The sequence below is a fragment of the Caloranaerobacter sp. TR13 genome (genome assembly GCF_001316435.1).
In the GTDB taxonomy this organism is placed as follows: domain Bacteria; phylum Bacillota; class Clostridia; order Tissierellales; family Thermohalobacteraceae; genus Caloranaerobacter.
The window spans coordinates 565,230-587,854 of sequence record NZ_JXLL01000001.1 but is presented as its reverse complement, the minus strand read 5'-3'; the positions used below and the strand labels follow the sequence as shown (position 1 = coordinate 587,854).

Annotated in this window: 25 protein-coding genes, 1 tRNA gene and 1 other annotated feature; of the genes, 24 read left to right on the top strand and 2 right to left on the bottom strand. The window is 29.2% G+C overall.

Annotated features, from left to right (window positions below; all coding sequences use genetic code 11):
• Positions 1–6: 6 nt before the first annotated feature.
• Together TR13x_RS02905 and spoIVA are read left to right on the top strand one after the other, a co-directional pair.
• Complete coding sequence (locus TR13x_RS02905; protein ID WP_054870371.1) at positions 7–1,035, top strand: NAD(P)H-dependent glycerol-3-phosphate dehydrogenase; 1,029 nt, start codon at positions 7–9, stop codon at positions 1,033–1,035.
• A 164-nt stretch (positions 1,036–1,199) separates the two neighbouring features.
• Positions 1,200–2,678, top strand: coding sequence for a stage IV sporulation protein A (spoIVA, locus tag TR13x_RS02900; protein WP_054870370.1), 1,479 nt, complete (start codon positions 1,200–1,202; stop codon positions 2,676–2,678).
• A gap of 75 nt (positions 2,679–2,753) precedes the next feature.
• Here the strand turns inward: spoIVA and TR13x_RS02895 are convergent.
• Positions 2,754–2,831 (bottom strand) — tRNA-Pro (locus tag TR13x_RS02895).
• 190 nt (positions 2,832–3,021) lie between these two features.
• Here TR13x_RS02895 and TR13x_RS11220 point away from each other — a divergent pair.
• From TR13x_RS11220 to TR13x_RS02810, 17 genes are all read left to right on the top strand, one after another.
• Complete coding sequence (locus TR13x_RS11220) at positions 3,022–4,335, top strand: HlyD family efflux transporter periplasmic adaptor subunit (RefSeq protein ID WP_054870369.1); 1,314 nt, start codon at positions 3,022–3,024, stop codon at positions 4,333–4,335.
• A gap of 9 nt (positions 4,336–4,344) precedes the next feature.
• Positions 4,345–5,043 carry a YggS family pyridoxal phosphate-dependent enzyme gene (locus TR13x_RS11215; protein WP_369813262.1) on the top strand — a complete coding sequence of 233 codons (699 nt, stop codon included), beginning with the start codon at positions 4,345–4,347 and terminating at the stop codon, positions 5,041–5,043.
• A gap of 14 nt (positions 5,044–5,057) precedes the next feature.
• Complete coding sequence (locus TR13x_RS02880; protein WP_054870367.1) at positions 5,058–5,504, top strand: cell division protein SepF; 447 nt, start codon at positions 5,058–5,060, stop codon at positions 5,502–5,504.
• An 18-nt stretch (positions 5,505–5,522) separates the two neighbouring features.
• The gene (locus TR13x_RS02875) at positions 5,523–5,786 is read left to right on the top strand and encodes a YggT family protein (protein ID WP_054870366.1); all 264 of its coding nucleotides are present in this window, start codon (positions 5,523–5,525) and stop codon (positions 5,784–5,786) included.
• Positions 5,787–5,802: 16 nt separating this feature from the next.
• Positions 5,803–6,591, top strand: a complete 789-nt coding sequence (locus TR13x_RS02870; RefSeq protein ID WP_054870365.1) for an RNA-binding protein — start codon at positions 5,803–5,805, stop codon at positions 6,589–6,591.
• Between the two features lie 13 nt (positions 6,592–6,604).
• Complete coding sequence (locus tag TR13x_RS02865) at positions 6,605–7,063, top strand: DivIVA domain-containing protein (protein ID WP_054870364.1); 459 nt, start codon at positions 6,605–6,607, stop codon at positions 7,061–7,063.
• Between the two features lie 68 nt (positions 7,064–7,131).
• Positions 7,132–7,331, top strand: a binding site (T-box leader).
• 77 nt (positions 7,332–7,408) lie between these two features.
• The gene (gene ileS / locus TR13x_RS02860; RefSeq protein WP_054870363.1) at positions 7,409–10,183 is read left to right on the top strand and encodes an isoleucine--tRNA ligase; all 2,775 of its coding nucleotides are present in this window, start codon (positions 7,409–7,411) and stop codon (positions 10,181–10,183) included.
• A 167-nt stretch (positions 10,184–10,350) separates the two neighbouring features.
• Positions 10,351–11,046 (top strand): 5'-methylthioadenosine/adenosylhomocysteine nucleosidase, encoded by a 696-nt coding sequence (locus TR13x_RS02855; RefSeq protein ID WP_054870362.1) that lies wholly within the window; start codon positions 10,351–10,353, stop codon positions 11,044–11,046.
• A 19-nt stretch (positions 11,047–11,065) separates the two neighbouring features.
• Complete coding sequence (locus tag TR13x_RS02850) at positions 11,066–11,878, top strand: bifunctional 3-deoxy-7-phosphoheptulonate synthase/chorismate mutase (RefSeq protein ID WP_054870361.1); 813 nt, start codon at positions 11,066–11,068, stop codon at positions 11,876–11,878.
• A 115-nt stretch (positions 11,879–11,993) separates the two neighbouring features.
• The gene (locus TR13x_RS02845; protein WP_054870360.1) at positions 11,994–12,179 is read left to right on the top strand and encodes a hypothetical protein; all 186 of its coding nucleotides are present in this window, start codon (positions 11,994–11,996) and stop codon (positions 12,177–12,179) included.
• Positions 12,180–12,294: 115 nt separating this feature from the next.
• Complete coding sequence (locus tag TR13x_RS02840) at positions 12,295–12,570, top strand: DUF5665 domain-containing protein (RefSeq protein WP_054870359.1); 276 nt, start codon at positions 12,295–12,297, stop codon at positions 12,568–12,570.
• Positions 12,571–12,580: 10 nt separating this feature from the next.
• Entirely contained in the window at positions 12,581–13,252 is a 672-nt protein-coding gene (locus TR13x_RS02835; RefSeq protein ID WP_054870358.1) for a TraR/DksA C4-type zinc finger protein, read from the top strand.
• A gap of 108 nt (positions 13,253–13,360) precedes the next feature.
• Positions 13,361–13,825, top strand: coding sequence for a signal peptidase II (gene lspA / locus TR13x_RS02830; RefSeq protein ID WP_054870357.1), 465 nt, complete (start codon positions 13,361–13,363; stop codon positions 13,823–13,825).
• A gap of 4 nt (positions 13,826–13,829) precedes the next feature.
• A complete protein-coding gene (locus TR13x_RS02825; protein ID WP_054870356.1) occupies positions 13,830–14,756 on the top strand; it encodes an RluA family pseudouridine synthase in 927 nt (308 codons plus the stop codon).
• A gap of 143 nt (positions 14,757–14,899) precedes the next feature.
• Positions 14,900–15,436, top strand: coding sequence for a bifunctional pyr operon transcriptional regulator/uracil phosphoribosyltransferase PyrR (pyrR, locus tag TR13x_RS02820; RefSeq protein WP_054870355.1), 537 nt, complete (start codon positions 14,900–14,902; stop codon positions 15,434–15,436).
• Positions 15,437–15,539: 103 nt separating this feature from the next.
• Positions 15,540–16,805 carry a uracil-xanthine permease family protein gene (locus tag TR13x_RS02815; RefSeq protein WP_054870354.1) on the top strand — a complete coding sequence of 422 codons (1,266 nt, stop codon included), beginning with the start codon at positions 15,540–15,542 and terminating at the stop codon, positions 16,803–16,805.
• 103 nt (positions 16,806–16,908) lie between these two features.
• Positions 16,909–17,760 carry a phosphatase PAP2 family protein gene (locus TR13x_RS02810; protein WP_054870353.1) on the top strand — a complete coding sequence of 284 codons (852 nt, stop codon included), beginning with the start codon at positions 16,909–16,911 and terminating at the stop codon, positions 17,758–17,760.
• A gap of 5 nt (positions 17,761–17,765) precedes the next feature.
• Here the strand turns inward: TR13x_RS02810 and TR13x_RS02805 are convergent, their stop codons facing one another.
• Positions 17,766–19,535, bottom strand: coding sequence for an NFACT family protein (locus TR13x_RS02805; protein WP_054870352.1), 1,770 nt, complete (start codon positions 19,533–19,535; stop codon positions 17,766–17,768).
• 183 nt (positions 19,536–19,718) lie between these two features.
• On the opposite strand from TR13x_RS02805, the gene dapF reads away from it, so the two are divergent.
• The 5 genes from dapF (at position 19,719) to rpoZ (ending at position 22,619) form a co-directional block, all read left to right on the top strand.
• The gene (gene dapF / locus TR13x_RS02800; RefSeq protein ID WP_054870351.1) at positions 19,719–20,552 is read left to right on the top strand and encodes a diaminopimelate epimerase; all 834 of its coding nucleotides are present in this window, start codon (positions 19,719–19,721) and stop codon (positions 20,550–20,552) included.
• A gap of 70 nt (positions 20,553–20,622) precedes the next feature.
• Positions 20,623–21,504: a YicC/YloC family endoribonuclease gene (locus TR13x_RS02795; RefSeq protein ID WP_054870350.1), complete on the top strand. Its 882-nt coding sequence runs from the start codon at positions 20,623–20,625 to the stop codon at positions 21,502–21,504.
• Between the two features lie 12 nt (positions 21,505–21,516).
• Positions 21,517–21,789, top strand: coding sequence for an extracellular matrix/biofilm regulator RemA (gene remA, locus TR13x_RS02790; protein WP_054870349.1), 273 nt, complete (start codon positions 21,517–21,519; stop codon positions 21,787–21,789).
• A 13-nt stretch (positions 21,790–21,802) separates the two neighbouring features.
• Positions 21,803–22,408 (top strand): guanylate kinase, encoded by a 606-nt coding sequence (gene gmk, locus TR13x_RS02785; RefSeq protein WP_054870348.1) that lies wholly within the window; start codon positions 21,803–21,805, stop codon positions 22,406–22,408.
• 1 nt (position 22,409) lies between these two features.
• A complete protein-coding gene (gene rpoZ, locus TR13x_RS02780; protein ID WP_054870347.1) occupies positions 22,410–22,619 on the top strand; it encodes a DNA-directed RNA polymerase subunit omega in 210 nt (69 codons plus the stop codon).
• Positions 22,620–22,625: the final 6 nt, after the last annotated feature.

Below are 22,625 nucleotides of genomic sequence, written 5' to 3'. Positions count from 1 at the left end.
GTAGTAATGGAAGCAACTATTGGTGTTTTAGGTGGAGGAAGCTGGGGAACAGCTTTAGCCTTATTACTTGCTAACAAAGGGTATCAAGTTGACTTATGGGTAAGAGATATAAAGCAGTGTAATTATATGAAAGAAGCTAGAGAAAACAAAAAGTATTTACCTAATGTTAAGCTGCCAAATAATATTAACATTACTAATGATATAGAAAAGGCTGTTTATGGAAAAAAGATAATTTTATTGGCTGTACCATCACATGCTGTTAGAGAAACAATAAAGAAGTTTAAAAGTCAATTGAAAGAACAGCCCATTTTAGTTAATGTAGCAAAAGGGATAGAAACAGATACTTTACTTAGAGTTTCAGAAATTGTACAACAAGAGTTGCCTACTATTGAGTACACTATCATTTCAGGCCCTTCACATGCTGAAGAGGTTTCTAGAGATATACCGACAGCGGTAGTAGCTGCATCTACAAATAAAAGAGTTGCTGAATATATTCAAGAAGTATTTATGACTCCTAGGTTTAGGGTATATACAAATCCTGATGTGATAGGTGTTGAGCTTGGTGGAGCCTTGAAAAATGTAATAGCTTTAGGAGCTGGTATATCAGATGGATTAGGCTATGGAGATAATACTAAAGCAGCACTTATGAATAGAGGAATTATAGAAATTTCACGTTTAGGGGAAAAAATGGGAGCAAATAAAAAGACATTTGCTGGCCTTTCAGGGATAGGTGATTTGATTGTTACGTGTACAAGTCTTCATAGTAGAAATAGACGAGCAGGTATTAAAATTGGCCAAGGAGCAAGTTTAGAAGAAGCTATTAAATCTATAGGGATGGTTGTAGAGGGAGTAAGGACAACTAAGGCAGCTTATGAACTATCTAGAAAATATAATATTAGAATGCCAATAACAGAAGAAATTTATGGAGTGCTTTATGAAGGAAAAGATGTTAGATATTCTGTCTTTAATTTAATGATGAGAGATAAAAAACATGAAATGGAAGAGATTGTACAGGAAATGAGATTAGATTGGTAGGGACATCAAGAGGATGTCCTTTTTTTGTTAGCATGTCATATTATTTTAATCTTTTCATATATATATAATGTTAAGAACTAAGTCCAACTTTATATTTTTTATAAAAGGAAAACTATACTAAAAATGGAGATTCTTCAATATATTATATAAAGGGGGGAAAATGGATGAAGAATTTCGATATATACAAAGATATTGCTGAAAGAACAGATGGAGATATATATATTGGGGTTGTAGGACCTGTTAGAACAGGTAAATCAACGTTTATTAAAAGGTTTATGGAATTACTAGTTATACCAAATATAGATAATACATATAGAAAAGAGAGAGCTAATGATGAATTACCTCAAAGTGGTGCTGGTAGAACTATAATGACAACTGAACCTAAATTTGTTCCTAGTGAAGCTGTTGAATTAACTTTGAAAGATAATGTTAAATTTAGGGTCAGAATGGTAGATTGTGTAGGATATATAGTAAAAGGAGCTTTAGGACACGAAGAAAATAATATGCCTAGAATGGTTACTACACCATGGTTTGAAAAAGAGATACCATTTGAAGAAGCTGCTGAAATAGGGACTAGAAAAGTTATAACTGATCATTCTACTATTGGATTAGTTATAACAACTGATGGTTCTATAACAGATATTGAAAGATCTAATTATATTAAGGCTGAAGAAAGAGTTATTAGCGAATTAAAAGAACTCGATAAACCTTTTGTAATATTACTCAATTCAAGACATCCAGATTTAGATAGCACAATAGCGCTCAGAGAAAGTTTAGAGGAAAAATATCAGACACCAGTAATTGCAGTAGACTGTTTAAACATGTCTATTGGAGATGTGAATAATATTCTCGAGAAAGTATTGCTAGAATTCCCAATAAGAGAAATTAATATTAAATTACCTGGTTGGGTTGAAGGATTATCGAGTAAACATTGGATACGTGAAAATATATTAAATTCAATTAAGGAAACTGTAACAGAATTATACCGAATTAGCGATATCACAAATACGTTAGATAAGTTTATAGATTGTGAAGCTATTAAAAATGCAACTATATCTGAAATTAATTTAGGTGAAGGAATAGCTAATATTGAAATGGATGTTGAAAATGATTTATTGTATGATGTAATAAGCGAAATAACAGGTTATAAAATAGTTGGAGAACATCAGTTATTAGGTTTAATTTCTAAGCTGGCTAAATCTAAGAAAGAATATGATAAAATAGAAAGTGCGTTAAAAGATGTAAGAGAGAAAGGATACGGATTAGTACCTCCTAGCCTAGAAGAATTAGAATTATATGAACCTGAAATTTTCAGGCAAGGTAATAGATTTGGAGTTAAACTACGTGCAAATGCACCGAGTTTACATTTAATTAGAGCAGATATAACAACTGAAGTATCACCAATCATTGGAACAGAGAAGCAGAGTGAAGAACTACTAAAATATTTATTAGATGAGTTTGAAAATGATCCTTCAAAAATTTGGGAATCAAATATGTTTGGTAAGTCACTACATGACTTGGTAAAAGAGCAACTTCAAAGTAAGCTCAATATGATGCCTGATGATGCAAGAGCTAAAATTCAGAAAACTCTTCAGCGCATTGTAAATGAAGGCAGTGGAGGACTAATCTGTATCATAATATAATAAGATTATGATATAGACATATGGATTGCAAAATAAACGGGAAGGTAAAACCTTCCCGTTTATTTTGCACGAAAATGGTCGGGATGACTGGATTCGAACCAGCGACCTCAAGTCCCCCAGACTTGTGCGCTAACCAAGCTGCGCTACATCCCGAAAGTAATACATATTATACACATTTTTTTAGAATTTGTAAAGTTGATGTAGGAATTATGATATACTTGATTTACAAACAGAAATAGGTCTTTAGTTGTATTTGCATATGAATAACGCTTATTGTTAAAATAATGAAGGAAAATCTTAAAAAATGAAGAAATATAATATAAAGTTTTAGTGTGGTGATATCATGACTAAAGATAAAAGAAAACAAAAAAGAATAAGAAGAAAAAGATTTAGATTTGGCTTGGTAATAGTTGTAATAGTTTATTTATTATTAAGAATGTTACCGACGTTTAGTGTAACAAATTCAGCTACGGTATTAGTTGAAGAAGGTAGTATTGATGTATTTGAAAAGGCTAAAGGGATTATATTTAAAGATGAAGTTGTGTATAGGGCGACAACTAATGGTAAAATTATTTTCACCCAAAATGAAGGTGAGAAGGTTGGATTAGGTACTTTAATAGGACAAGTAGTATCATCTGATAATGCTAATAAAATAGCTGAAGAATTGAATGTTATAAATGAAAGAATTAAAGAGTTAAATAATAAGCTTAAAACGCATGAGATATTTTCAAATGATATAGAAAAAAATCAGATTTTTATAGATGAAAAAATAGATATTTTGAGAAAAAATATTTTAGAAGGTGATTTTACAAAAATAAACCAAGTAACAAGAGAGCTAAAATCGGATTTAGATAAACGTTCGAATTTATTTGGTAACAATTCGTTAATAGCTAATGACTTGGACAAACTATATGAAATGCGTAAAAACTTACAGGATAGATTAAAAAATGCAAAAGCAAATTATTATTCAAAAAATTGTGGTATAGTAAGTTATACTATTGATGGGTTGGAAGAAATATACAACTTAAAGAGTTTATCGAATTTTACTCCTGATAAGTTTAGGATTATAGAAAGGAATATTCATAAAGTCAATAATGATTGGGAAGTTACTTTAGGTGAACCAATCTTTAAAATAACAGACAATTATAAATGGTACCTTGTAGTAAAACTAATGTCTGAGAGTAGTATAGATAGATTAAATGAAGGAAAAGATGTATATATAAAGTTTATAGAAAAAAATGAAAAAATAAAGGGAAAGGTCTATAAAGTAAATAAAGGTAGTAATGAGCATATAGTAATATTTGAATTTGATAGTTATCTATATAAGTTTTATAATGAAAGATATGCTGATGTTGAGATAATTACTGATACTTATTATGGATTAAAAATACCTAAAAGTGCAGTAATAAAAAAGGATGGAATAGATGGAGTATATATTAAAGATATAAGTAATATCGTGAAATTTAAACCTGTGAAAATAATAGGACAGAATGATAAATATATAATTGTAGATGAAGGAAGTAAAATTAAAGCTGGTGATAGAGGAAAAATTGAAATAAATATTAATGGGAATTATGAAAAAAGATATACAATTTCTGTTTTTGATGAAGTATTTGTTAATGGTAAGAAAGTTAAAGAAGGACAGATTATAGATTAGAAGGAGGCGATTAAAATAATTAATATAAAAGCAAATTTAGAAGAAGTATATAAAAATATTGAAGAAGCGGCTTCGAAAACTGGTAGAAGTTTAGAGGATATAACACTAATTGCTGTTACTAAGACTGTAGATGTTGATGTGATGAATGAAGCAATAAAGTTGGGAATCAATAATGTTGGAGAAAGTAGAGTTCAGGAAATTATAAGGAAATATGATTTGATTAAAGATAGTCCTGTATGGCATATGATAGGACATTTACAAACCAATAAAGTTAAATATATTATTGATAAAATAGACTTGATACATTCATTAGATAGGTTATCTTTAGCAAATGAACTACAGAAAAGAGCAGAGCAATATAATATTTTTGTTAATGCATTGATTCAGGTAAATATAGCAGAAGAAGAAACAAAGTATGGACTTTATGGTGATGCAGTTATTCCTTTTGTTGAAGAAATTATAAAATATACTAAAATAAAGATAAAAGGTCTTATGACGATTGCTCCTTATGCAGAAAATCCAGAAAAAGTTAGATATGTTTTTAGACAGTTAAAAGAACTTTCTGAGGAGCTTAAAAAACGAGGATATCCAAATGTAGAGATGAAGTATTTATCAATGGGAATGACTAATGATTATAAAATTGCAATTGAAGAAGGTTCTAACATGGTTAGAATAGGTACAGGAATTTTTGGAGAAAGAAATTATTAGGGGGTATTATTATAATGTCAAATAAAAACAGTAATATTATTAATAAATTTAAATATATAATTGGCTTAGATGATTTTGAAGAAGATGTAGTAGATGAGCCAATAGATCCATTTATTGAAGAAGATTTACCTGTAAAAAAACGTGTTAACAATAGAATTGTAAGCATACATACAAATTCATCTATGAAATTAATGATACACGAACCAAAGAAATATGAAGATGCACCTAAGATTATCGAGGATATAAAAAATAGAAAAACAGTAGTTATTAATCTAGAAAATATGGATACCGAGAATAAGAGACAAATTTTTGACTTTTTAAATGGAGCTATTTATGCTTTAGAAGGTATTATTCAGAAAGTTGCAAAGGATATCTTTATTTTAGCTCCTAATAATGTAGAGATAAATGGAAATATAAAAGAACAATTGAAAAATAAAGGGCTATTTCCTTGGCAAAGATAGTTAAAAGAGGTGTTGAATATGTGGGTTTTAGAAAGATCTATAGACATATTTATAAACTTAATAGAAACATTGATTTTAGTAAGGATTTTTATGTCTTTTATAATTAGAGATTTAAGTAATCCTCTGTTTAATTTTATTTATCAAATTACAGAGCCTATTTTAGCTCCTTTCAGGAATTTAATAAATAAATTAGGTATTAACACAGGTATGATAGATTTTTCTCCATTGTTAGCATTTTTATTCTTAGACTTACTATCTTATATTTTAAGAGCTATTTTATAACTAGATAGGTGATGTCATGTTTTTGAACAAAGCAAAATATTTAGAACATATTAAAGACCCAGAACAAATAATAATTATGAGGAAAATTTTAGATAAGATTGAAAAGGTATTGAAAAATCATGAAATTGTATATACTGACTTTTTAGATCCCTATCAAAGAAGGTTAAGCAATTCAATACTTAATAGATTTTCTGATTTAAATTATTTTGAAGAGGGTGGTCTTAAAGAGGCAGAAAGGAAATCTATTATAATATATCCTTTTTATTTAAATAAGAAGGATATTGAAAATCCTATTGGTTCAATTAAGATAATTGGTAACTTTAAGAAAAAACTAAATCATAGAGACTATTTAGGTTCTATATTGGGATTAGGGATTAAAAGAGAAAAAATTGGTGATATATATTTACATGATGATTTTACGCAAATAGTATTACATAAGGAAATTTTGGATTTTATTAAACTAAATTTGAGTAAAGTTGGTAACCAAAGTGTACAAGTTGAAGAAATAAACTTAAGTGAAGTAAAGCAAGGAAAAATAGAATATATAGAAAAATACGTTACTGTAAGCTCGTTAAGAGTGGATAATGTTATTAGTGCAGTATACGATATTTCAAGATCAAAGTGTTTAATCTATTTTAATCAAAACAGAGTCAAAGTTAATTGGGAACCAATAAAACAGCCATTTCGTTTAGTTGATGAGGCTGATATAATTTCTGTAAAAGGTAAGGGCAGGTTTTTAATTTATAAGAATTCGGGAAAAACGAAAAAAGGAAGGTATAAATTAATTATAAAAATATATGCATAGTGGAGGTTAGATTATGTTAACACCTTTAGATATTCAAAACAAAGAGTTTAGTAGAAGTATAAGAGGATATAAGGAAACAGAAGTTGATAGTTTTTTAGATGAAATTACTGTCGATTATGAAAAACTTTATAAAGAGAATATTGAGCTCAAAGATAAAATTTCTGTATTGAATGAGAGGATTGAACATTATAAGAATATAGAAAAGACACTACAGAATACATTAGTTGTAGCTCAAAATACTGCTGAAGAAGTTAGTCATAATGCTCGAAAAGAAGCAGAGCTTATTATAAAAGAAGCAGAAGAAAATGCAAGGAAGATTATTGAAGATGCACACAATGAAGTTGTTAAAATACAGAAAAAATATGAAGAAATTAGAAAAGAATTACTAGTTTTTAAAACTAGGTTTAAGACTTTGTTAAATTCACAATTAGAAACTGTAGATATGTTTTTTAATGAAATAGATGCGAAATAATCAAAAATAATTGTTAATATTGACGAATTTTAGTTAATAATATATAATATCTTTAAAATTTGATATAGATAAAGACTATGAAAGGGAGAGTAGTTATTGTGGGATTTCAAGAGAGCTAGCGGTTGGTGGAAGCTAGTAATCCTGCTTTAATGAAAATCACCCTGGAGTTGACCTTCGAATTGAGTAGGGGGTTCCGGTAATCCGTTATTTGAATGAGAGACCATTTATGGTAATTTGGGTGGTAACGCGGAGTAACTTCGTCCCATTGGGATGAAGTTTTTTGTTTTGTATAAACGACGACGCATCTTAGTTAAAATAATACGAAAATATATAGGAGGTGTTAGGATGGATTATAGTAAAACATTGAATTTACCAAAAACAGAATTTCCAATGAGAGCTAATCTACCAAAAAGAGAGCCTAATATTTTAGAAAAGTGGTATGAAGAAGATATCTACAATAAAAGCCTTGAAAAGAATAAGGGAAATAAAAGCTTTATTTTACATGATGGTCCACCTTATGCAAATGGAGATATACATCTTGGCCATACCTTAAATAAGATTCTTAAGGATATAATAATTAGATATAAAACGTTAAGAGGTTTTTATGCACCATATATTCCAGGGTGGGATACTCATGGTTTGCCAATTGAATTAAGAGCAATAAAAGAGCTAGGTTTAAGTGTGAAAGAAGTTTCACCAGTTGAATTTAGAAATAAGTGTAGAGATTATGCATTAAGTCAAGTGGAAAAACAAAAAGAGCAATTTAAGCGTTTAGGTGTAACAGGTGATTGGGATAACCCATACTTAACTTTGAAACCTGAATACGAAGCCCACCAGATAGAAATATTTGGAGAAATGGCTAATAAGGGATATATATATAAGGGATTAAAACCAGTTTATTGGTGTCCAAGTTGTGAAACTGCTCTAGCAGAAGCTGAAATAGAATATAAAGATAAAGTATCACCATCTATTTATGTAAAATTTGAGCTTGTAGATGACAAGGGTTTATTCAAAGACTACGTAGATAATTTAGAAAATGTTTATTTTGTAATTTGGACAACAACACCATGGACATTACCTGCTAACTTAGCTATTTCTGTTGGGCCAGAGTTTGAGTATTCACTGATAAAAGTTAACAATGAGGTTTATGTTATAGCTAAAGAATTGGTTGAAAAGGTGACAAAAGAAATAGGCATTGAGGAATATGAAATATTAGCTGATTTCAGTGGTAAAATGTTAGAATATATGAAAACTAAGCATCCTTTTATTGAAAGAGAGTCAGTTGTTATATTAGGTGATCATGTAACATTAGATGCAGGTACTGGATGTGTTCATACAGCACCAGGACATGGTCAAGAAGACTTCTTGATTGGACAAAAATATAATTTAGGAGTATTGAATCCTGTAGATAATAAAGGACATTTTACTGATAAAGCAGGAAAATATGAAGGTTTATATTATGCAAAAGCAAACAAAGTAATACTTAATGATTTAGAAGAAAGTGGTCATTTAATTGCTAGAAATGATATTACACACTCTTATCCACATTGTTGGAGATGTAAAGGCCCAGTTATTTTTAGAGCGACTGAACAATGGTTTGCTTCAGTTGATGCATTTAAAAATGAAGCAATTGAGGCTGCAAAGAAAGTTGAATGGATACCTGGCTGGGGTGAAGAGAGAATCATTAATATGATTAAGGATAGAAATGATTGGTGTATCTCAAGACAGAGAATCTGGGGGGTACCAATACCTATCTTTTACTGTGAAGAATGTGGTAAGGAATTAATAAATGAAGAGACTATAGCAAAGGTTTCTTCAATATTTAGAGAAAAAGGTTCTAATGCTTGGTATGAGCTAGAAGCAAATGAATTACTTCCAGAGAATATAGAGTGTGAATGTGGATGCACTAAATTCAAAAAGGAAATGGATATAATGGATGTATGGTTTGATTCTGGTTCTAGCCATAAATCTGTTATTGAAGAATATGAAGAATTAACATATCCAGCAGATTTATATTTAGAAGGAAATGATCAGTATAGAGGTTGGTTCCAATCATCACTTTTAACAGCTATAGCCACTAAAGGAACTTCACCATATAAAAGTGTAATAACTCATGGTATGATAGTAGATGGTGAAGGCAAAAAAATGTCTAAGTCATTAGGAAATGGTGTTGACCCACTAGAAGTAATAAATAAATATGGAGCAGATATATTAAGACTATGGGTGTCATCTTCAGATTATAAGTCAGATATAAGAATGTCAAATGAGATACTCAAGCAGATGTCTGAGGTTTATAGAAAGATTAGAAATACAGCAAGATATATTTTAGGGAATTTATATGACTTTGAACCAGAAAAAGATGCAGTTAGCTATGATGAACTTTTAGAAATGGATAAATGGGCTTTGATAAAGCTTAATAGATTGATTGAAAAAGTGACAAAGGCTTATGATAGCTATGATTTCCATGTGATTTATCATGCTATTCATAATTTCTGTGTTGTAGACATGAGTAGCTTCTATTTAGATGTATTAAAAGATAGATTATATACACTAAAAAGTGATTCAAAATCAAGAAGAGCTGCTCAAACTACAATTGATATAATTCTTAAAGCATTAGTTAAGATGATAGCACCAATAATACCTTTTACAGCTGAAGAGATATGGCAGTTTGTTAAAGGTGAAGATGCTGTTAGTATACATTTAACAGATTGGCCTGAGCCAAAAGCAGAATATTATAATGAAACTATAGAAAGTAAATGGAACAAGATTATTACTTATAGAGAAGATATAACAAAGGCTTTAGAAATAGCAAGAAGCCAAAAAATAATAGGACATTCACTAAATGCTTTGGTTAAGATTTATGCTAGTGGTGAAGATTATGAATTCTTAAAGAGTATAGACGGAAAATTATCAGAGATTTTGATTGTTTCAAAGGTAGAAGTAAATGAAGATATGGAAGTTGATGGAGATTATACTGCAGGAGAAAATAATGAAATTAAAATAGTTGTTGAACAGGCACCAGGGCAAAAATGTGAGAGATGTTGGACATTTAGTGAGACAGTTGGTGAAAGCCCAGAACATCCAACGATTTGTGCAAAATGTGTGGCTAATTTAGAATAGTAAATGGAGGGTTTGTATGTAATTAACATACAAGCCCTTTTTAAACACATAAGGCATAATGAATAAAAGATTTTGTTTTTAAAAGGCTTTACATACTTGACACCAAAGTTAGAAATTATATAATAATAGAGAAAGTTATAAGTATATTCAAGCTAGGAGGAAGAAATATGAAAATTGGTATTATAGGAGCTATGGATGAAGAGATAGAGATTCTTAAAGACAAAATGGAAATAGATAAAGTTACAGAAAAGACTAAAATGGAATTTTATGAAGGGAAACTAAATAATAAAGATGTAGTTTTAGTAAGATGTGGTATAGGAAAGGTAAATGCTGCAATTTGTACACAAATATTAATTACATATTTTAATGTAGATTGTATTATAAATACAGGAGTTGCTGGTGCAATATATGATGGTTTAAATATTGGCGATATAGTTATATCTACAGATGTAGTACAGCATGATGTTGATGCTACAGGTTTCGGATATGAGTTAGGAGAAATCCCAAGATTAGATGAATATAAATTCAAAGCTGATAGAAGGTTAATAGACATAGCTAAAAAAGTAGCGAGTGAGGAACTTGTTGGACATAAGCTATATGAAGGAAGAATACTAAGTGGAGATGTTTTTGTAGCAAGTCCAGATAAAAAAGAGAAACTATGGAAAATCTTCAAAGGTTATTGTGTTGAAATGGAGAGTGCAGCAATAGGGCAGACTTGTTACTTAAATGATATTCCTTTTGTTATATTTAGAGCTATTTCAGATAAAGCTGATGGTTCGGCACATGTTAATTTTAGCGAATTTGTTATCGAATCAGCTAAGAACTCTGCAGAAATTGTACAAAGAATTATAAGCCTCATATAACTACTATGGAGGAGTAATCATGGAATTACAATATATTGGCAAAAAACATGAGGATAAAAAAATTATAGATTTAGGTGATGGTATTAAAATCGGTGATGGGGATTTTTCAATTATAGCAGGACCGTGTGCGGTTGAAAGTGAAAAACAAATGGAAATGATCGGTAAAACATTAATGAGTTTAGGAATAAGATTGATTAGAGGTGGCGCTTTTAAACCTAGAACATCCCCATATTCTTTTCAAGGTTTAGGATTTGAAGGATTAAAAATTTTAAGAGAAATTGCTATTAAATATAATTTGAAAGTTGTTTCAGAGATTATGGATCCTCGTGATTTAGAAAATGCATTAGAATATATAGACATTATACAAATTGGCTCAAGGAATATGCAAAATTACTCTTTGTTAAAAGAAGTAGGAAAATTAAATAACCCTGTATTATTAAAGCGAGGAATGACAGCGACAGTAAAAGAATGGTTAATGGCAGCTGAATACATTGCTTTAGAAGGTAATGATAATATTATACTATGTGAGCGTGGTATTAGAACTTTTGAAAACTATACTAGAAACACTTTAGACTTAACAGTTGTACCAATTTTAAAAGCCCTAAGTAAATTACCAGTAATTGTAGACCCGAGTCATGGTACTGGTAGAAGGGATTTAGTTATTCCAATGACAAGGGGAGCTGTAGCAGTAGGAGCAGATGGTATAATGGTAGAAGTACATCCAAATCCTACTGAAGCTTTATCTGACGGTTATCAGTCACTTACTTTGGAACAACTAAAGATATTATATGATGAAATAGAAAGGATAAAAAAGTGTGTTAATAATTTATGATAATTAAAAGGTAAAAACCATTTTGGGTTTTTGCCTTTTTCTTTTAAAATTTAAAAGTAACTACCTATCAAGTTTTACATAATATATAATAGGATATAAAGATAGGAGTGGTAGTATGATAGATAAAATAAATAATTTAAATTCTGAAAATATTGATGTAAGTATAATAGAAAATGAATGTCATAAATATACAGATTATTTATTGTTTTTCTTTCTATTATTAGTTGAGTTATGGGGTGGAGTATTCAAAAAGAATAGTCTCTTATTTTTCTATTTATTGTTAGCTAAATATGGCCATTAAAAAAGGATAAATTAGTTAAATTAGAATAATTTTGAAAAATAATTAATAAACTCTTATTGAAAAATTATAAATAATGTACAATAAAATTGGGTAAATTATTTGAAAGGAGATTATTATGCAAGAAAAAGAATTAGAAAAAAAGATACACGAGATAGCTTTGCAGCTAGAAAAGGCAAAAATAGCCGAATATGTTGATATTTTAAATAACAGAAAAAGATTAATATATATTAATTTTATTGGAGGATTAGCAAGAGGATTTGGAATGGCTGTTGGTTTTACAATATTAGGAGCATTTGTGATTTATTTATTGCAGAAAATGATTTCTTGGAATTTACCATTAATAGGTGATTTTATAGCAGATTTAGTAAGAATTGTGCAAGAAAATTTATAAGGAGGGTATGATGGACAAAAGAAGATTAGAGTATTTTAAGAAGTTACTCTTAGAAGAAAAGGAAAAAATATTAGAAACAATAAGTAAAATGAATGAAAATGAGCCAAACACATCTATGAAAGATTATTTTGATGAACTGTCAATGTATGACAATCATCCAGCTGATATTGGAACAGAGACATTTATTGTAGGTCAAATGATAAATCTAAAAAATAATGAAGAGAATTTATTAATGCAAATTGAAGATTCATTAGATCGGATAGAAAACGGAATTTATGGAATTTGTGAAAAATGTGGCAAAAAAATAAATGAAGAAAGACTTGAGATAATACCATATGCAAAGTTTTGTATTGAGTGTGCAAATAAAGAAATTCCTTTAGAAAAAACGATGGATTATAGGCCAGTTGAAGAGGAAGTTATAGGATATCCTTTTGGTAGAAGTTATAAAGATATAACTATAGAAGATGAATTAGGATTCGACGGAGAGGATAGTTGGCAGGCAGTTGCCAGATTCAATGAGGTTAAAGGAGATCCATCATACAGTACAGGAGACAATCAAGGTGTATTTGATGAAAAAGAAGCAGGAATAGTAGAAGAGGTTGATAAAATATCGAACGATTATTACAAAGGTCAGTTAAAGAATTTGAATAGAGAGGACATACCTGAAAAACAAAAAGAGTAAGGTTAGGTGGATGCCTAACCTTTATTATTGAATTAGTATTGTAAAATTGATAATAATATTTTAAAATATTATATGTGAAATTATTTAAATATTATTGAGGAGGCGCAAATGTTTTATATAGTTACTATTATTCTTATTTTATTTGATCAATTGACTAAGTATTTAGCAGTTGAATTTTTAATGGGAAGAAGTCCTATTCCAATCATAAAAAATTATTTACAATTGAATTATGTTGAGAATTTTGGTGCAGCTTTCGGTATTTTGCAAAATAAACAACTATTTTTTATTGTCATTACTATTTCAGTGTTAATAGGAATTATTATTTATATGAAGAAATATACTAATCTTAGTAAACCGATGAAGATAGCTTTGACAATACTTTTTTCTGGTGCTTTAGGGAATCTTATAGACAGATTACGTGTAGGTTATGTTATAGATTTTATAGATGTTAAATTTGGAAAGTTATATGATTTTCCTGTGTTTAATGTAGCAGATTGTTTAGTAGTTATTTCAACTATTATTATTGCATATTTAGTATTGTATGATAAATATGAAATAAATACGGAAGAGTGATTTAATGGAGACTATAGAACTAATTGTAGAAGACAATATTGGTGAAAGAATAGATTCGTATCTGGCAAAAAAAATAGATGAAGCATCTAGGTCATATATTAAAAAGCTGATTAAAGATGGATATATAAAAGTTAATGATTTACAAATAAAACCTAGGTATGTAGTTAATAAAGGAGATAAAATAATTGTAAAACTACCAGAGCCTAAAGAACTTAAATTAATACCAGAGAATTTGCCGATAGAGATAGTTTATGAAGATGAAGATGTTGCTGTAGTAAACAAGCCACAAGGTATGGTGGTGCATCCTGCACCAGGAAATTATAGTGGAACTTTAGTTAATGCTTTGCTTTTTCATCTAGAAAGTTTATCTACGATAAATGGGGTAGTAAGACCTGGAATTGTACATAGGATTGATAAAGATACTTCTGGACTTTTGATGATAGCAAAGAATGATTTTGCTCATATGGAGCTTTCTAAACAATTAAAAGAGCATTCAATAACAAGGATATATTATGCTTTAGTTGAAGGTAATATAAAAGAAGACAGTGGTACAATAAATGCACCAATCGGGAGGCATCCTGTAGATAGAAAAAGAATGGCTGTAACAGATAGAAATAGTAAAAATGCGGTTACACACTTTAAAGTACTAGAAAGATTCAAACAATATACTTTAATTGAAGCAAAGCTAGAAACAGGGAGAACACATCAAATTAGAGTACATATGTCATATATAAAACATCCATTAGTTGGCGACTTAGTGTATGGAAGCAGAAAAAATAAATTTAAACAAGAAGGTCAATTATTACATGCAAAAGTTATAGGGTTTATTCATCCACGTACTAAAAAATATATGGAATTTGATTCTGAATTACCTAATTATTTTAATAAGATATTAAGTATATTAAGAGGAGAAAATTATAGACATAATTAAATTATTATGATATAATCAGAAAAAATAGTGCCCTTTAAATCTGCCCAGAGAGGTTGATAAGGATTTACAATTTTTTATTAAGGGATTATTGTAACTTCTTATCAACTAGATAAGAAGTTTTTTGTTTGCTTGGAGGTGATAGTTTGAAAACAAAAGCAGTTATAATGGATGAGAAAGCTATAATAAGAGCTACAACGAGAATTGCACATGAAATTATAGAAAAAAACAAGGGAGTAGAAGATTTAGTGCTTGTAGGTATCAAAACTAGAGGAATCCCTTTTGCAAAAAGGCTAGCAAAGAAAATTCTTGAAATAGAGGGTAAAATGGTTCCAGTTTTGACATTAGATATTACGTTGTACAGAGATGATTTAACTGAAATAGATGCAAATCCTGTTGTCCAAGATACTGAGTTTGAACTTGACATAACTGGTAAAATTGTTGTATTAGTTGATGATGTACTATATACAGGTAGGACAGTAAGAGCTGCACTAGATGCACTTGTAGATAAGGGAAGACCTAAAAAAGTACAATTAGCAGTGCTTATAGATAGAGGACATAGAGAATTACCAATAAGACCAGATTTCGTTGGAAAAAATGTTCCTACATCAAAACTAGAGTTAGTGAGTGTTAAATTTGAGGAAATAGATGGTGTTAATAAAGTTTTAATCGTTGAAAGGTAATAAGGGTAATATAATTTAATATATTAACCTTTTAATTCAGTCCAGTGAGGCTGAAAAAGGGAGATAGCCTTATCTCCCAAAATAAAAAAAGGGAGGTATTTTTATGTTCAAAAGTGTATCAGAAAGTAAAAAGGAAAAAGAAAAATTAAAAAGACTAGGAAGGAAGGGTGTTTTAGGGCTTCAACATGTTATTGCGATGTTTGGAGCTACAGTATTAGTGCCAATACTTACAGGCTTAAATCCAGCTGTTGCTTTGTTTTCTGCGGGAATTGGTACATTAATATTTCATTTTGTAACTAAAGGTAAAGTACCCGTTTTTTTAGGATCTAGTTTTGCGTTTATTCCTGTAATAAATGCAGTAGCAAATCAGTATGGAGATATTAGATATGCACAAGGTGGTATTATAGTAGCAGGTGCTTTATATTTGGTTCTTTCAATGCTTATATATATTTATGGAGTAGATAAAATAAAAAGCTTTTTCCCTCCTGTTGTAACAGGTCCAATGATTATTGTTATTGGCTTGATTTTGAGTCCTGTAGCTATACAAATGGCTTCAAAAAATTGGTTAGTAGCTTCTGTTGTAGTATTTACTGTTATAGGTGTTTCAATTTTTTCTAAAGGATTCTTTAAAGTAATACCTATATTATGTGGAGTTATTGTTGGATATATTTTCTCAGCAATTATCGGTATAGTAGATTTTAAACCTATATTAAACGCTAGCATAATAAGCGTACCAGAATTTACACTACCTAAATTTAGTATTAGTGCTATAGCAATGATTGCTCCAATAGTTTTAGCAGTTTTTATGGAGCATATAGGGGATATAACTACTAATGGTGCAGTAGTAGGTAAAAATTTCTTTGAAGATCCAGGACTTCATAGGACACTACTAGGAGATGGTTTAGCAACTATGTTAGCAGGTTTTGTTGGCGGACCAGCAAATACAACATATGGTGAAAATACAAGTGTATTAGCTGTAACTAGAGTATATGATCCATCAATTTTAAGACTTGCAGCTTTTATAGCTATAGGATTAAGTTTTATAGGGAAATTAGGTGCGATACTTCAAACTATACCTGAACCAGTAATGGGTGGAGTAAGTTTGATACTATTTGGGATGATTGCAAGTGTTGGAATAAGAACAATAACAAATGCAGAAGTAGATTTTTCAAGTAATAGAAATCTGATAGTATCATCGTTAATATTAGTTGCAGGAATAGGTACTGAGTTCTTAAGATCAAATCCAAGTTTTACAGGTGTTGTAGGAATTAAAATAACAGATAATATACAGATAGTTGGTTTGAGTTTAGCAGCTTTAATTGGCATAATTGTAAATAAAATATTACCTGAAACTGTTGTAGAGGAGTAGCAAAATGCTACTCCTTTTATGTGTAATATTTTTTATATAACTGGCATATAATGAAAAAGAATTTTATAATTAACTTTATAGAATGAATTGAAGTGGTGATTTTATGAGTATTAGAATTTTGCTTTTTTTTCAAGAAATAAGCAATCCAATTTTGGATAAAATGTTTATTTTTATAACTAATCTTGGAAGTGAAGCTTTTTATTTAATGTTTATTTCTTATATTTATTGGTGTATAAATAAAAAATTTGGAATAAAGCTTTTTTCTGTATTGACTATATCAATTTATAGCAATAACTTATTGAAAGTAATAATTCATACAGGTAGACCGTTTTTATATAGTAAAATTCAAACACCCTATATACAATCTGCACCAGGATATTCATTTCCTAGTGGACATACTCAAGGTGCTACTACATTCTGGTATTATATAATGAAAAAAATTAGAAAAAAAATTATTTATATTATTGGGTGGATTGTAATTATTCTGGTTGGTTTTTCAAGACTTTATTTGAGGGTGCATTGGCCTATAGATGTTGTAGGAGGATTAATATTAGGAATCTTAATTGTTTGGTTATTTCAATCCATATTAAACTATTTTAAAAAATTTGATAGTAATTTAATAAAAGTAGAACTAATTACAATGTTAGTTTTTATGCATTTTTTTGCAATAACAGAAAGTAATGTAAAAATACTAGCTTTACTTTCTGGTACTTTACTAGGCAGTTTTTTAGAAACTAAATACGTAAATTTTGAAGAATACAATTCATTTTTAAACCAGTTAGTAAAATATTTAATTGGACTTTTATCTATATTGTTAATTAGAAGCTTATTTTTTAAAATGCTACCTATGAATATTTATTTTGTATATTTAGGTCACTTTATACTTGGAATATGTTTAACATTAGTGGTACCTTTATTATTTGTTATATTAGGATTATCCAGAAAAAAAGGATAGAATGATTATTCTACCCTTTTAATTTTATTTATTTCTTCAACTTTAGGCGTTACATATAAAGTATTATTATTTACATAAATCACCATACCGGGTTTAGAGCCTTTTGGTTTTTTTACATTTTTTCTCTCTGTATAGTCAACAGGTACATTGCTTGACATTTTACCTTTACTATAGTAAGCCGCCAATAAAGCAGCTTCTAAGATAGTTTGTTCAGGTACATTTTCACCTTTAGATTTAATAATAACATGTGATCCTGGAATATCTTTTGTGTGAAGCCAAATATCATTTTTTTCTGCAAATTTTAAAGTTAAAAAATCATTTTGTTTATTATTTTTACCTACATATATATTATATCCATCTGAAGAAATATAATGATAAGGCTTAGATATAATTCGATTTGGCTTTTTATTATTTTTATTACTACCTTTAATATATCCTTCTTTTATCAGTTCATCCCTGATTTCTTCTAATTCATGTATATCAGAAGAATTTTCCATGCAAACCATGATGTTTTCTAGATATTTTACTTCTTCTTCAGCTTTATATATTTGTTCTTGTAAAGTTTTTTCTGCAACTTTAAGCTTGTTGTATCTTTTATAATATTTTTGCGCATTCTGCGCAGGAGTTAATTTAGGGTCTAATTTTATCTTTACTGTTGAATAGTCAGGAGTATAGAAGTTTTCTACTTCTATTTCATTTTGTCCTTTTTCTATTCTATATATATTAGCTGTAATTAGATCACCATAGATTTTATATTTATCTTTAGATTTAGCTTCAAGTAATTCTTCTTTTAGCTTTGCAAGTTTAGTTATATTTCTTTCTAGTTTAGTATTTATGATTTTTCTAAGGTCACTAGATTTTTGTTTTATCCTATCTAACTTATCTCTAGTTAAATAAAATTCTTCTAAAGCTTGACTGATAGAACTAAAATTTTTCTTTGTTAAATTTTTATATTGTGTTATATCAATAGAGGAAAAAGCAACAACTTTATCTTTTTTTGTATCAATAATGATATTTGGAGTGAAGATATCTTTATTTACTAAATCCATGACATACATGAATTCTCTTAACAGACTATTTATTTTTATTTCATCTAATTCACCTATTTTTGTACTGTCATCAATTTTAGCTCTATAACATATTTCTTTTGCAATTAGTGGGCTTATTCCCATATAATTTTTATATAAAAATTTATAAGTTAATTCTCCCAAATTAGTGTTATTAATGTTTTTGATAAAAGACTTTTTATCTATAGAAATTGGACTAATCTTATCTTGTGAAGGTGGTTGCGTATATTCACAACCCGGTAGTACAATTCTTTTTGAGCTAATATCTGTACTAATCCTTTTAATTGCATCAATGATTTTATTATTACTTTTACTTACTAAAATGATATTACTATGTCTTCCCATTATTTCAACAATAAGCTGTTTCACTGATTTTACACCTAATTCATCTAAAACTTCTATTTCTATAATAATTATTCTTTCTAAAAAAGGTTGATAAATATTAATAATTCTTCCGCCTTGAAGATGTTTTCTAAGAAGCATACAAAACATAGGAGGGTTAACAGGATTTTGTTTTGTATGTTGAGTTAAGTAGATTCTAGGATTATTACTGCTAGCTGAAACTAGTAGTTTATAGTTCTTATTATTTCTAATATTTATTAGAATTTCATCTTTTTCAGGTTGATATATTTTATCAATTTTTCCAAAAAGAATTGCTTCTTTTAACTCGTTAATAATTGCTTTTATAACGATACCATCTAGAGCCATATCAATTCCTCCACTTTATATAATAATATAAAGTATAACATTAAATATATTAAATATCAAAATCTGCAATGTATATGGTTAATTTATTATTTAAGTTAAATTATTGTAACAATTTAAAGGTAAAAAGTTAAATTAGTAATATAATATAATAATAAACTGCAGATTGAGTATGGAGGGGTATTTATGCTTAAATTTACGAAAATGCATGGACTAGGGAATGACTTTATTATATTTGATAGTACGAAGCAAGAGCTACTAAATCATAGTGAATTAGCAAAAAAGGTTTGTGATAGACATTTTGGAATAGGTGCAGATGGGATGATAGTAGTAGAATGTTCATCTAACTCGGATATTAAGATGATTTTTTATAATGCTGATGGTTCTCAAGCTCCAATGTGTGGAAATGGTATTAGATGTTTTGCTAAATATGCTTTTGATAAAAGACTAGTTAAAAATAGGGAATTTGATGTTGAAACATTAGCAGGAATAATGCGACCCAGGATCATATTATCTGAAGAGAAAGTTAGCTTTGTGGAAGTGAATTTAGGAAGGGCTTATTTTTCATCTGATATAATACATGCAAATACTGATAAAGAAAAAATCTTAAATGAAAGTATTGAAATAGATGGAGATATTTTTAAAATTTCAGCTGTTATGGTTGGCAGTGTTCATGCTGTTATATTTGTTGATGATTTAGATAAAATAGATATAAATACCATAGGTCGCAAAATAGAGAATCATCAATTATTCCCCAATAAAATCAATGTGAATTTTTGTAAAATAATTGATGATGCGAACTTAAAGGTATTAACTTGGGAAAGAGGAGTGGGACAGACACTTGCTTGTGGAACTGGTGCTGCAAGTACTGCTGTTATTAGTAATATTTTACATAACACTTCTAAGAAAGTTAATATTCATTTGCTAGGTGGTACAGTTCAAATAGAACAAAGGAACAATGAAGTATTCATGACTGGTCCAGCAGAAGTTATTTGCGAAGGAGTTTATTATGAGAAGTAGCAATTGATATAGATTGACAACAGTGTAATTTATGGTAAAATTGATTATAATAACTTAGGAGGATGATAAAGTGATAAAAAGCATGACTGGCTTTGGACGAGGTGAAAGCAGAGATAACATAAGGCATTTTATTGTAGAAATAAAATCAGTAAATCATAGATATAACGATATAATAATAAAAATGCCTAAACATTTGAATTATATCGAAGATAGAATAAGAAAACATATAAAAAGTAAGATAAGTAGAGGAAGAGTCGAAGTTTACATAAACTTAGAATATATAGACGAAAGTGGAATTAAAGTACAAGTTGATTTGCCTTTAGCAAAATCTTATAAAGAAGCAGTGGAAATCCTTAATGAGAATTTGTATATAAAAGATAAAATAACAATTGATTTAATAGCTAAATTTCCAGATGTAATAAGAGTTGAGAAGAAAGAAGATGATGAAGATGAAGTCTGGAATTGCTTAAAGAACGGACTTGAAGAAGCTCTTAATAAGTTGATTGAAATGAGAATTCGAGAAGGTCAAGAGCTAGCCAAAGACATAAGGTTAAGAGCGAAAAATATTGTAGATATAGTAAAAACTATAGAAACTAGAAGTCCTGAAGTTGTTTTAGAATATAAGAATAAATTAAGAAATAGAATAGAAGAGTTGTTAGGAGAGAGCTATGAACTAGATGAAAGCAGACTTGCAAACGAAGTGGCTTTTTTTGCTGATAAAGGCAATATAGATGAAGAAATAGTGAGGCTTTACAGTCATGTTAATCAATTGATTTCAACACTTGATGTAGATGTGCCGGTTGGTAGAAAACTAGATTTTTTAATCCAAGAAATGAATAGAGAGGCTAATACTATTGGCTCAAAGGCTTCTGATATTGTTATAACAAACAAAGTAGTGGAGTTAAAAAGCGAAATTGAGAAGATAAGAGAACAAATTCAAAATATTGAGTAGAGGAGGAGTTTTATGAGTATTACGTTAATAAATATAGGATTTGGAAATATAGTTTCAGCTAATAGAATTGTTGCAATTGTAAGTCCTGAATCAGCACCAATTAAGAGAATAATACAGGAAGCTAGAGAAAGAGGAATGCTTATTGATGCAACTTATGGAAGAAGAACTAGAGCTGTAATTATTACAGATTCAGATCATATAATATTATCTGCTGTTCAGCCAGAAACAGTTGCTCATAGATTAGAAAATAGAGAGGCACATGATGTAGATTCAATCAAGGAATAGAGAGGAGTAGACTATGAGTAAGGGGTTATTGATAGTTATATCTGGGCCTTCAGGGGCTGGAAAAGGTACTATATGTAAAGAGCTATTAAGACGTAATAAAGACATTAATCTATCTATATCAGCTACTACTAGAAAACCGAGAAATGGTGAAAGAGATGGAGTAAACTATTTTTTTATTACAAAGGAAGACTTTGAAGAAATGATTAAGAAAGAAGAATTTTTGGAATATGCAAATGTTTATGGGAATTATTATGGTACCCCTAAAAAGTTTGTATTAGATAAATTAGATGAGGGCAAAGACGTTTTGCTAGAGATTGATATACAAGGTGCTTTGTCAGTTAAAAAAATATATCCAGATGGAGTTTTTATATTTATTTTACCCCCTTCAATGGAAGAGTTAAGACAGAGAATTGAGAAAAGAGGTACAGAAACAGAAGAATCTTTAAAAACTAGATTTAATAGTGCATATAAAGAGATAGCATATGTGAATGAATATGAGTATGCAGTTGTTAATGATGAAGTAGATAAAGCTGTTTCAAAAATAGAATTTATAATTAAAGCAGAAAAATGTAAAGTTAAAAGACTTGGAGAAATAATAAAAAAATATGAGGAGGTATAGTATGTTATATCCTTCAGTTAATGACTTATTAAAGAAAGTAGACAGTAGATATACTTTAGTAATGATGATATCGAAAAGAGCAAGACAAATTGTAGATGGTGACGAACCATTAGTAAATACAGATTCGAATAAACCGGTTACAATCGCTGTTCATGAAATTTATCAAGGGAAAATTGAATATTCAAGACCAGATATAAAGGGCCTTAAATAACGGAGG

What these genes read in the sequence shown, in the direction of transcription:
- remA (WP_054870349.1), top strand. Translation starts at nt 21,517, where the DNA reads ATGAGTATTACGTTAATAAATATAGGATTTGGAAATATAGTTTCAGCT.
- TR13x_RS02865 (WP_054870364.1), top strand. Translation starts at nt 6,605, where the DNA reads ATGTTAACACCTTTAGATATTCAAAACAAAGAGTTTAGTAGAAGTATA.
- TR13x_RS02870 (WP_054870365.1), top strand. Translation starts at nt 5,803, where the DNA reads ATGTTTTTGAACAAAGCAAAATATTTAGAACATATTAAAGACCCAGAA.
- TR13x_RS02880 (WP_054870367.1), top strand. Translation starts at nt 5,058, where the DNA reads ATGTCAAATAAAAACAGTAATATTATTAATAAATTTAAATATATAATT.
- gmk (WP_054870348.1), top strand. Translation starts at nt 21,803, where the DNA reads ATGAGTAAGGGGTTATTGATAGTTATATCTGGGCCTTCAGGGGCTGGA.
- TR13x_RS02815 (WP_054870354.1), top strand. Translation starts at nt 15,540, where the DNA reads ATGTTCAAAAGTGTATCAGAAAGTAAAAAGGAAAAAGAAAAATTAAAA.
- spoIVA (WP_054870370.1), top strand. Translation starts at nt 1,200, where the DNA reads ATGAAGAATTTCGATATATACAAAGATATTGCTGAAAGAACAGATGGA.
- TR13x_RS02805 (WP_054870352.1), bottom strand. Translation starts at nt 19,535, where the DNA reads ATGGCTCTAGATGGTATCGTTATAAAAGCAATTATTAACGAGTTAAAA.
- lspA (WP_054870357.1), top strand. Translation starts at nt 13,361, where the DNA reads ATGTTTTATATAGTTACTATTATTCTTATTTTATTTGATCAATTGACT.
- ileS (WP_054870363.1), top strand. Translation starts at nt 7,409, where the DNA reads ATGGATTATAGTAAAACATTGAATTTACCAAAAACAGAATTTCCAATG.
- TR13x_RS02850 (WP_054870361.1), top strand. Translation starts at nt 11,066, where the DNA reads ATGGAATTACAATATATTGGCAAAAAACATGAGGATAAAAAAATTATA.
- TR13x_RS02905 (WP_054870371.1), top strand. Translation starts at nt 7, where the DNA reads ATGGAAGCAACTATTGGTGTTTTAGGTGGAGGAAGCTGGGGAACAGCT.
- TR13x_RS02835 (WP_054870358.1), top strand. Translation starts at nt 12,581, where the DNA reads ATGGACAAAAGAAGATTAGAGTATTTTAAGAAGTTACTCTTAGAAGAA.
- TR13x_RS02875 (WP_054870366.1), top strand. Translation starts at nt 5,523, where the DNA reads ATGTGGGTTTTAGAAAGATCTATAGACATATTTATAAACTTAATAGAA.
- rpoZ (WP_054870347.1), top strand. Translation starts at nt 22,410, where the DNA reads ATGTTATATCCTTCAGTTAATGACTTATTAAAGAAAGTAGACAGTAGA.
- dapF (WP_054870351.1), top strand. Translation starts at nt 19,719, where the DNA reads ATGCTTAAATTTACGAAAATGCATGGACTAGGGAATGACTTTATTATA.
- TR13x_RS02845 (WP_054870360.1), top strand. Translation starts at nt 11,994, where the DNA reads ATGATAGATAAAATAAATAATTTAAATTCTGAAAATATTGATGTAAGT.
- TR13x_RS02810 (WP_054870353.1), top strand. Translation starts at nt 16,909, where the DNA reads ATGAGTATTAGAATTTTGCTTTTTTTTCAAGAAATAAGCAATCCAATT.
- TR13x_RS02840 (WP_054870359.1), top strand. Translation starts at nt 12,295, where the DNA reads ATGCAAGAAAAAGAATTAGAAAAAAAGATACACGAGATAGCTTTGCAG.
- TR13x_RS11220 (WP_054870369.1), top strand. Translation starts at nt 3,022, where the DNA reads ATGACTAAAGATAAAAGAAAACAAAAAAGAATAAGAAGAAAAAGATTT.
- TR13x_RS02825 (WP_054870356.1), top strand. Translation starts at nt 13,830, where the DNA reads ATGGAGACTATAGAACTAATTGTAGAAGACAATATTGGTGAAAGAATA.
- TR13x_RS02855 (WP_054870362.1), top strand. Translation starts at nt 10,351, where the DNA reads ATGAAAATTGGTATTATAGGAGCTATGGATGAAGAGATAGAGATTCTT.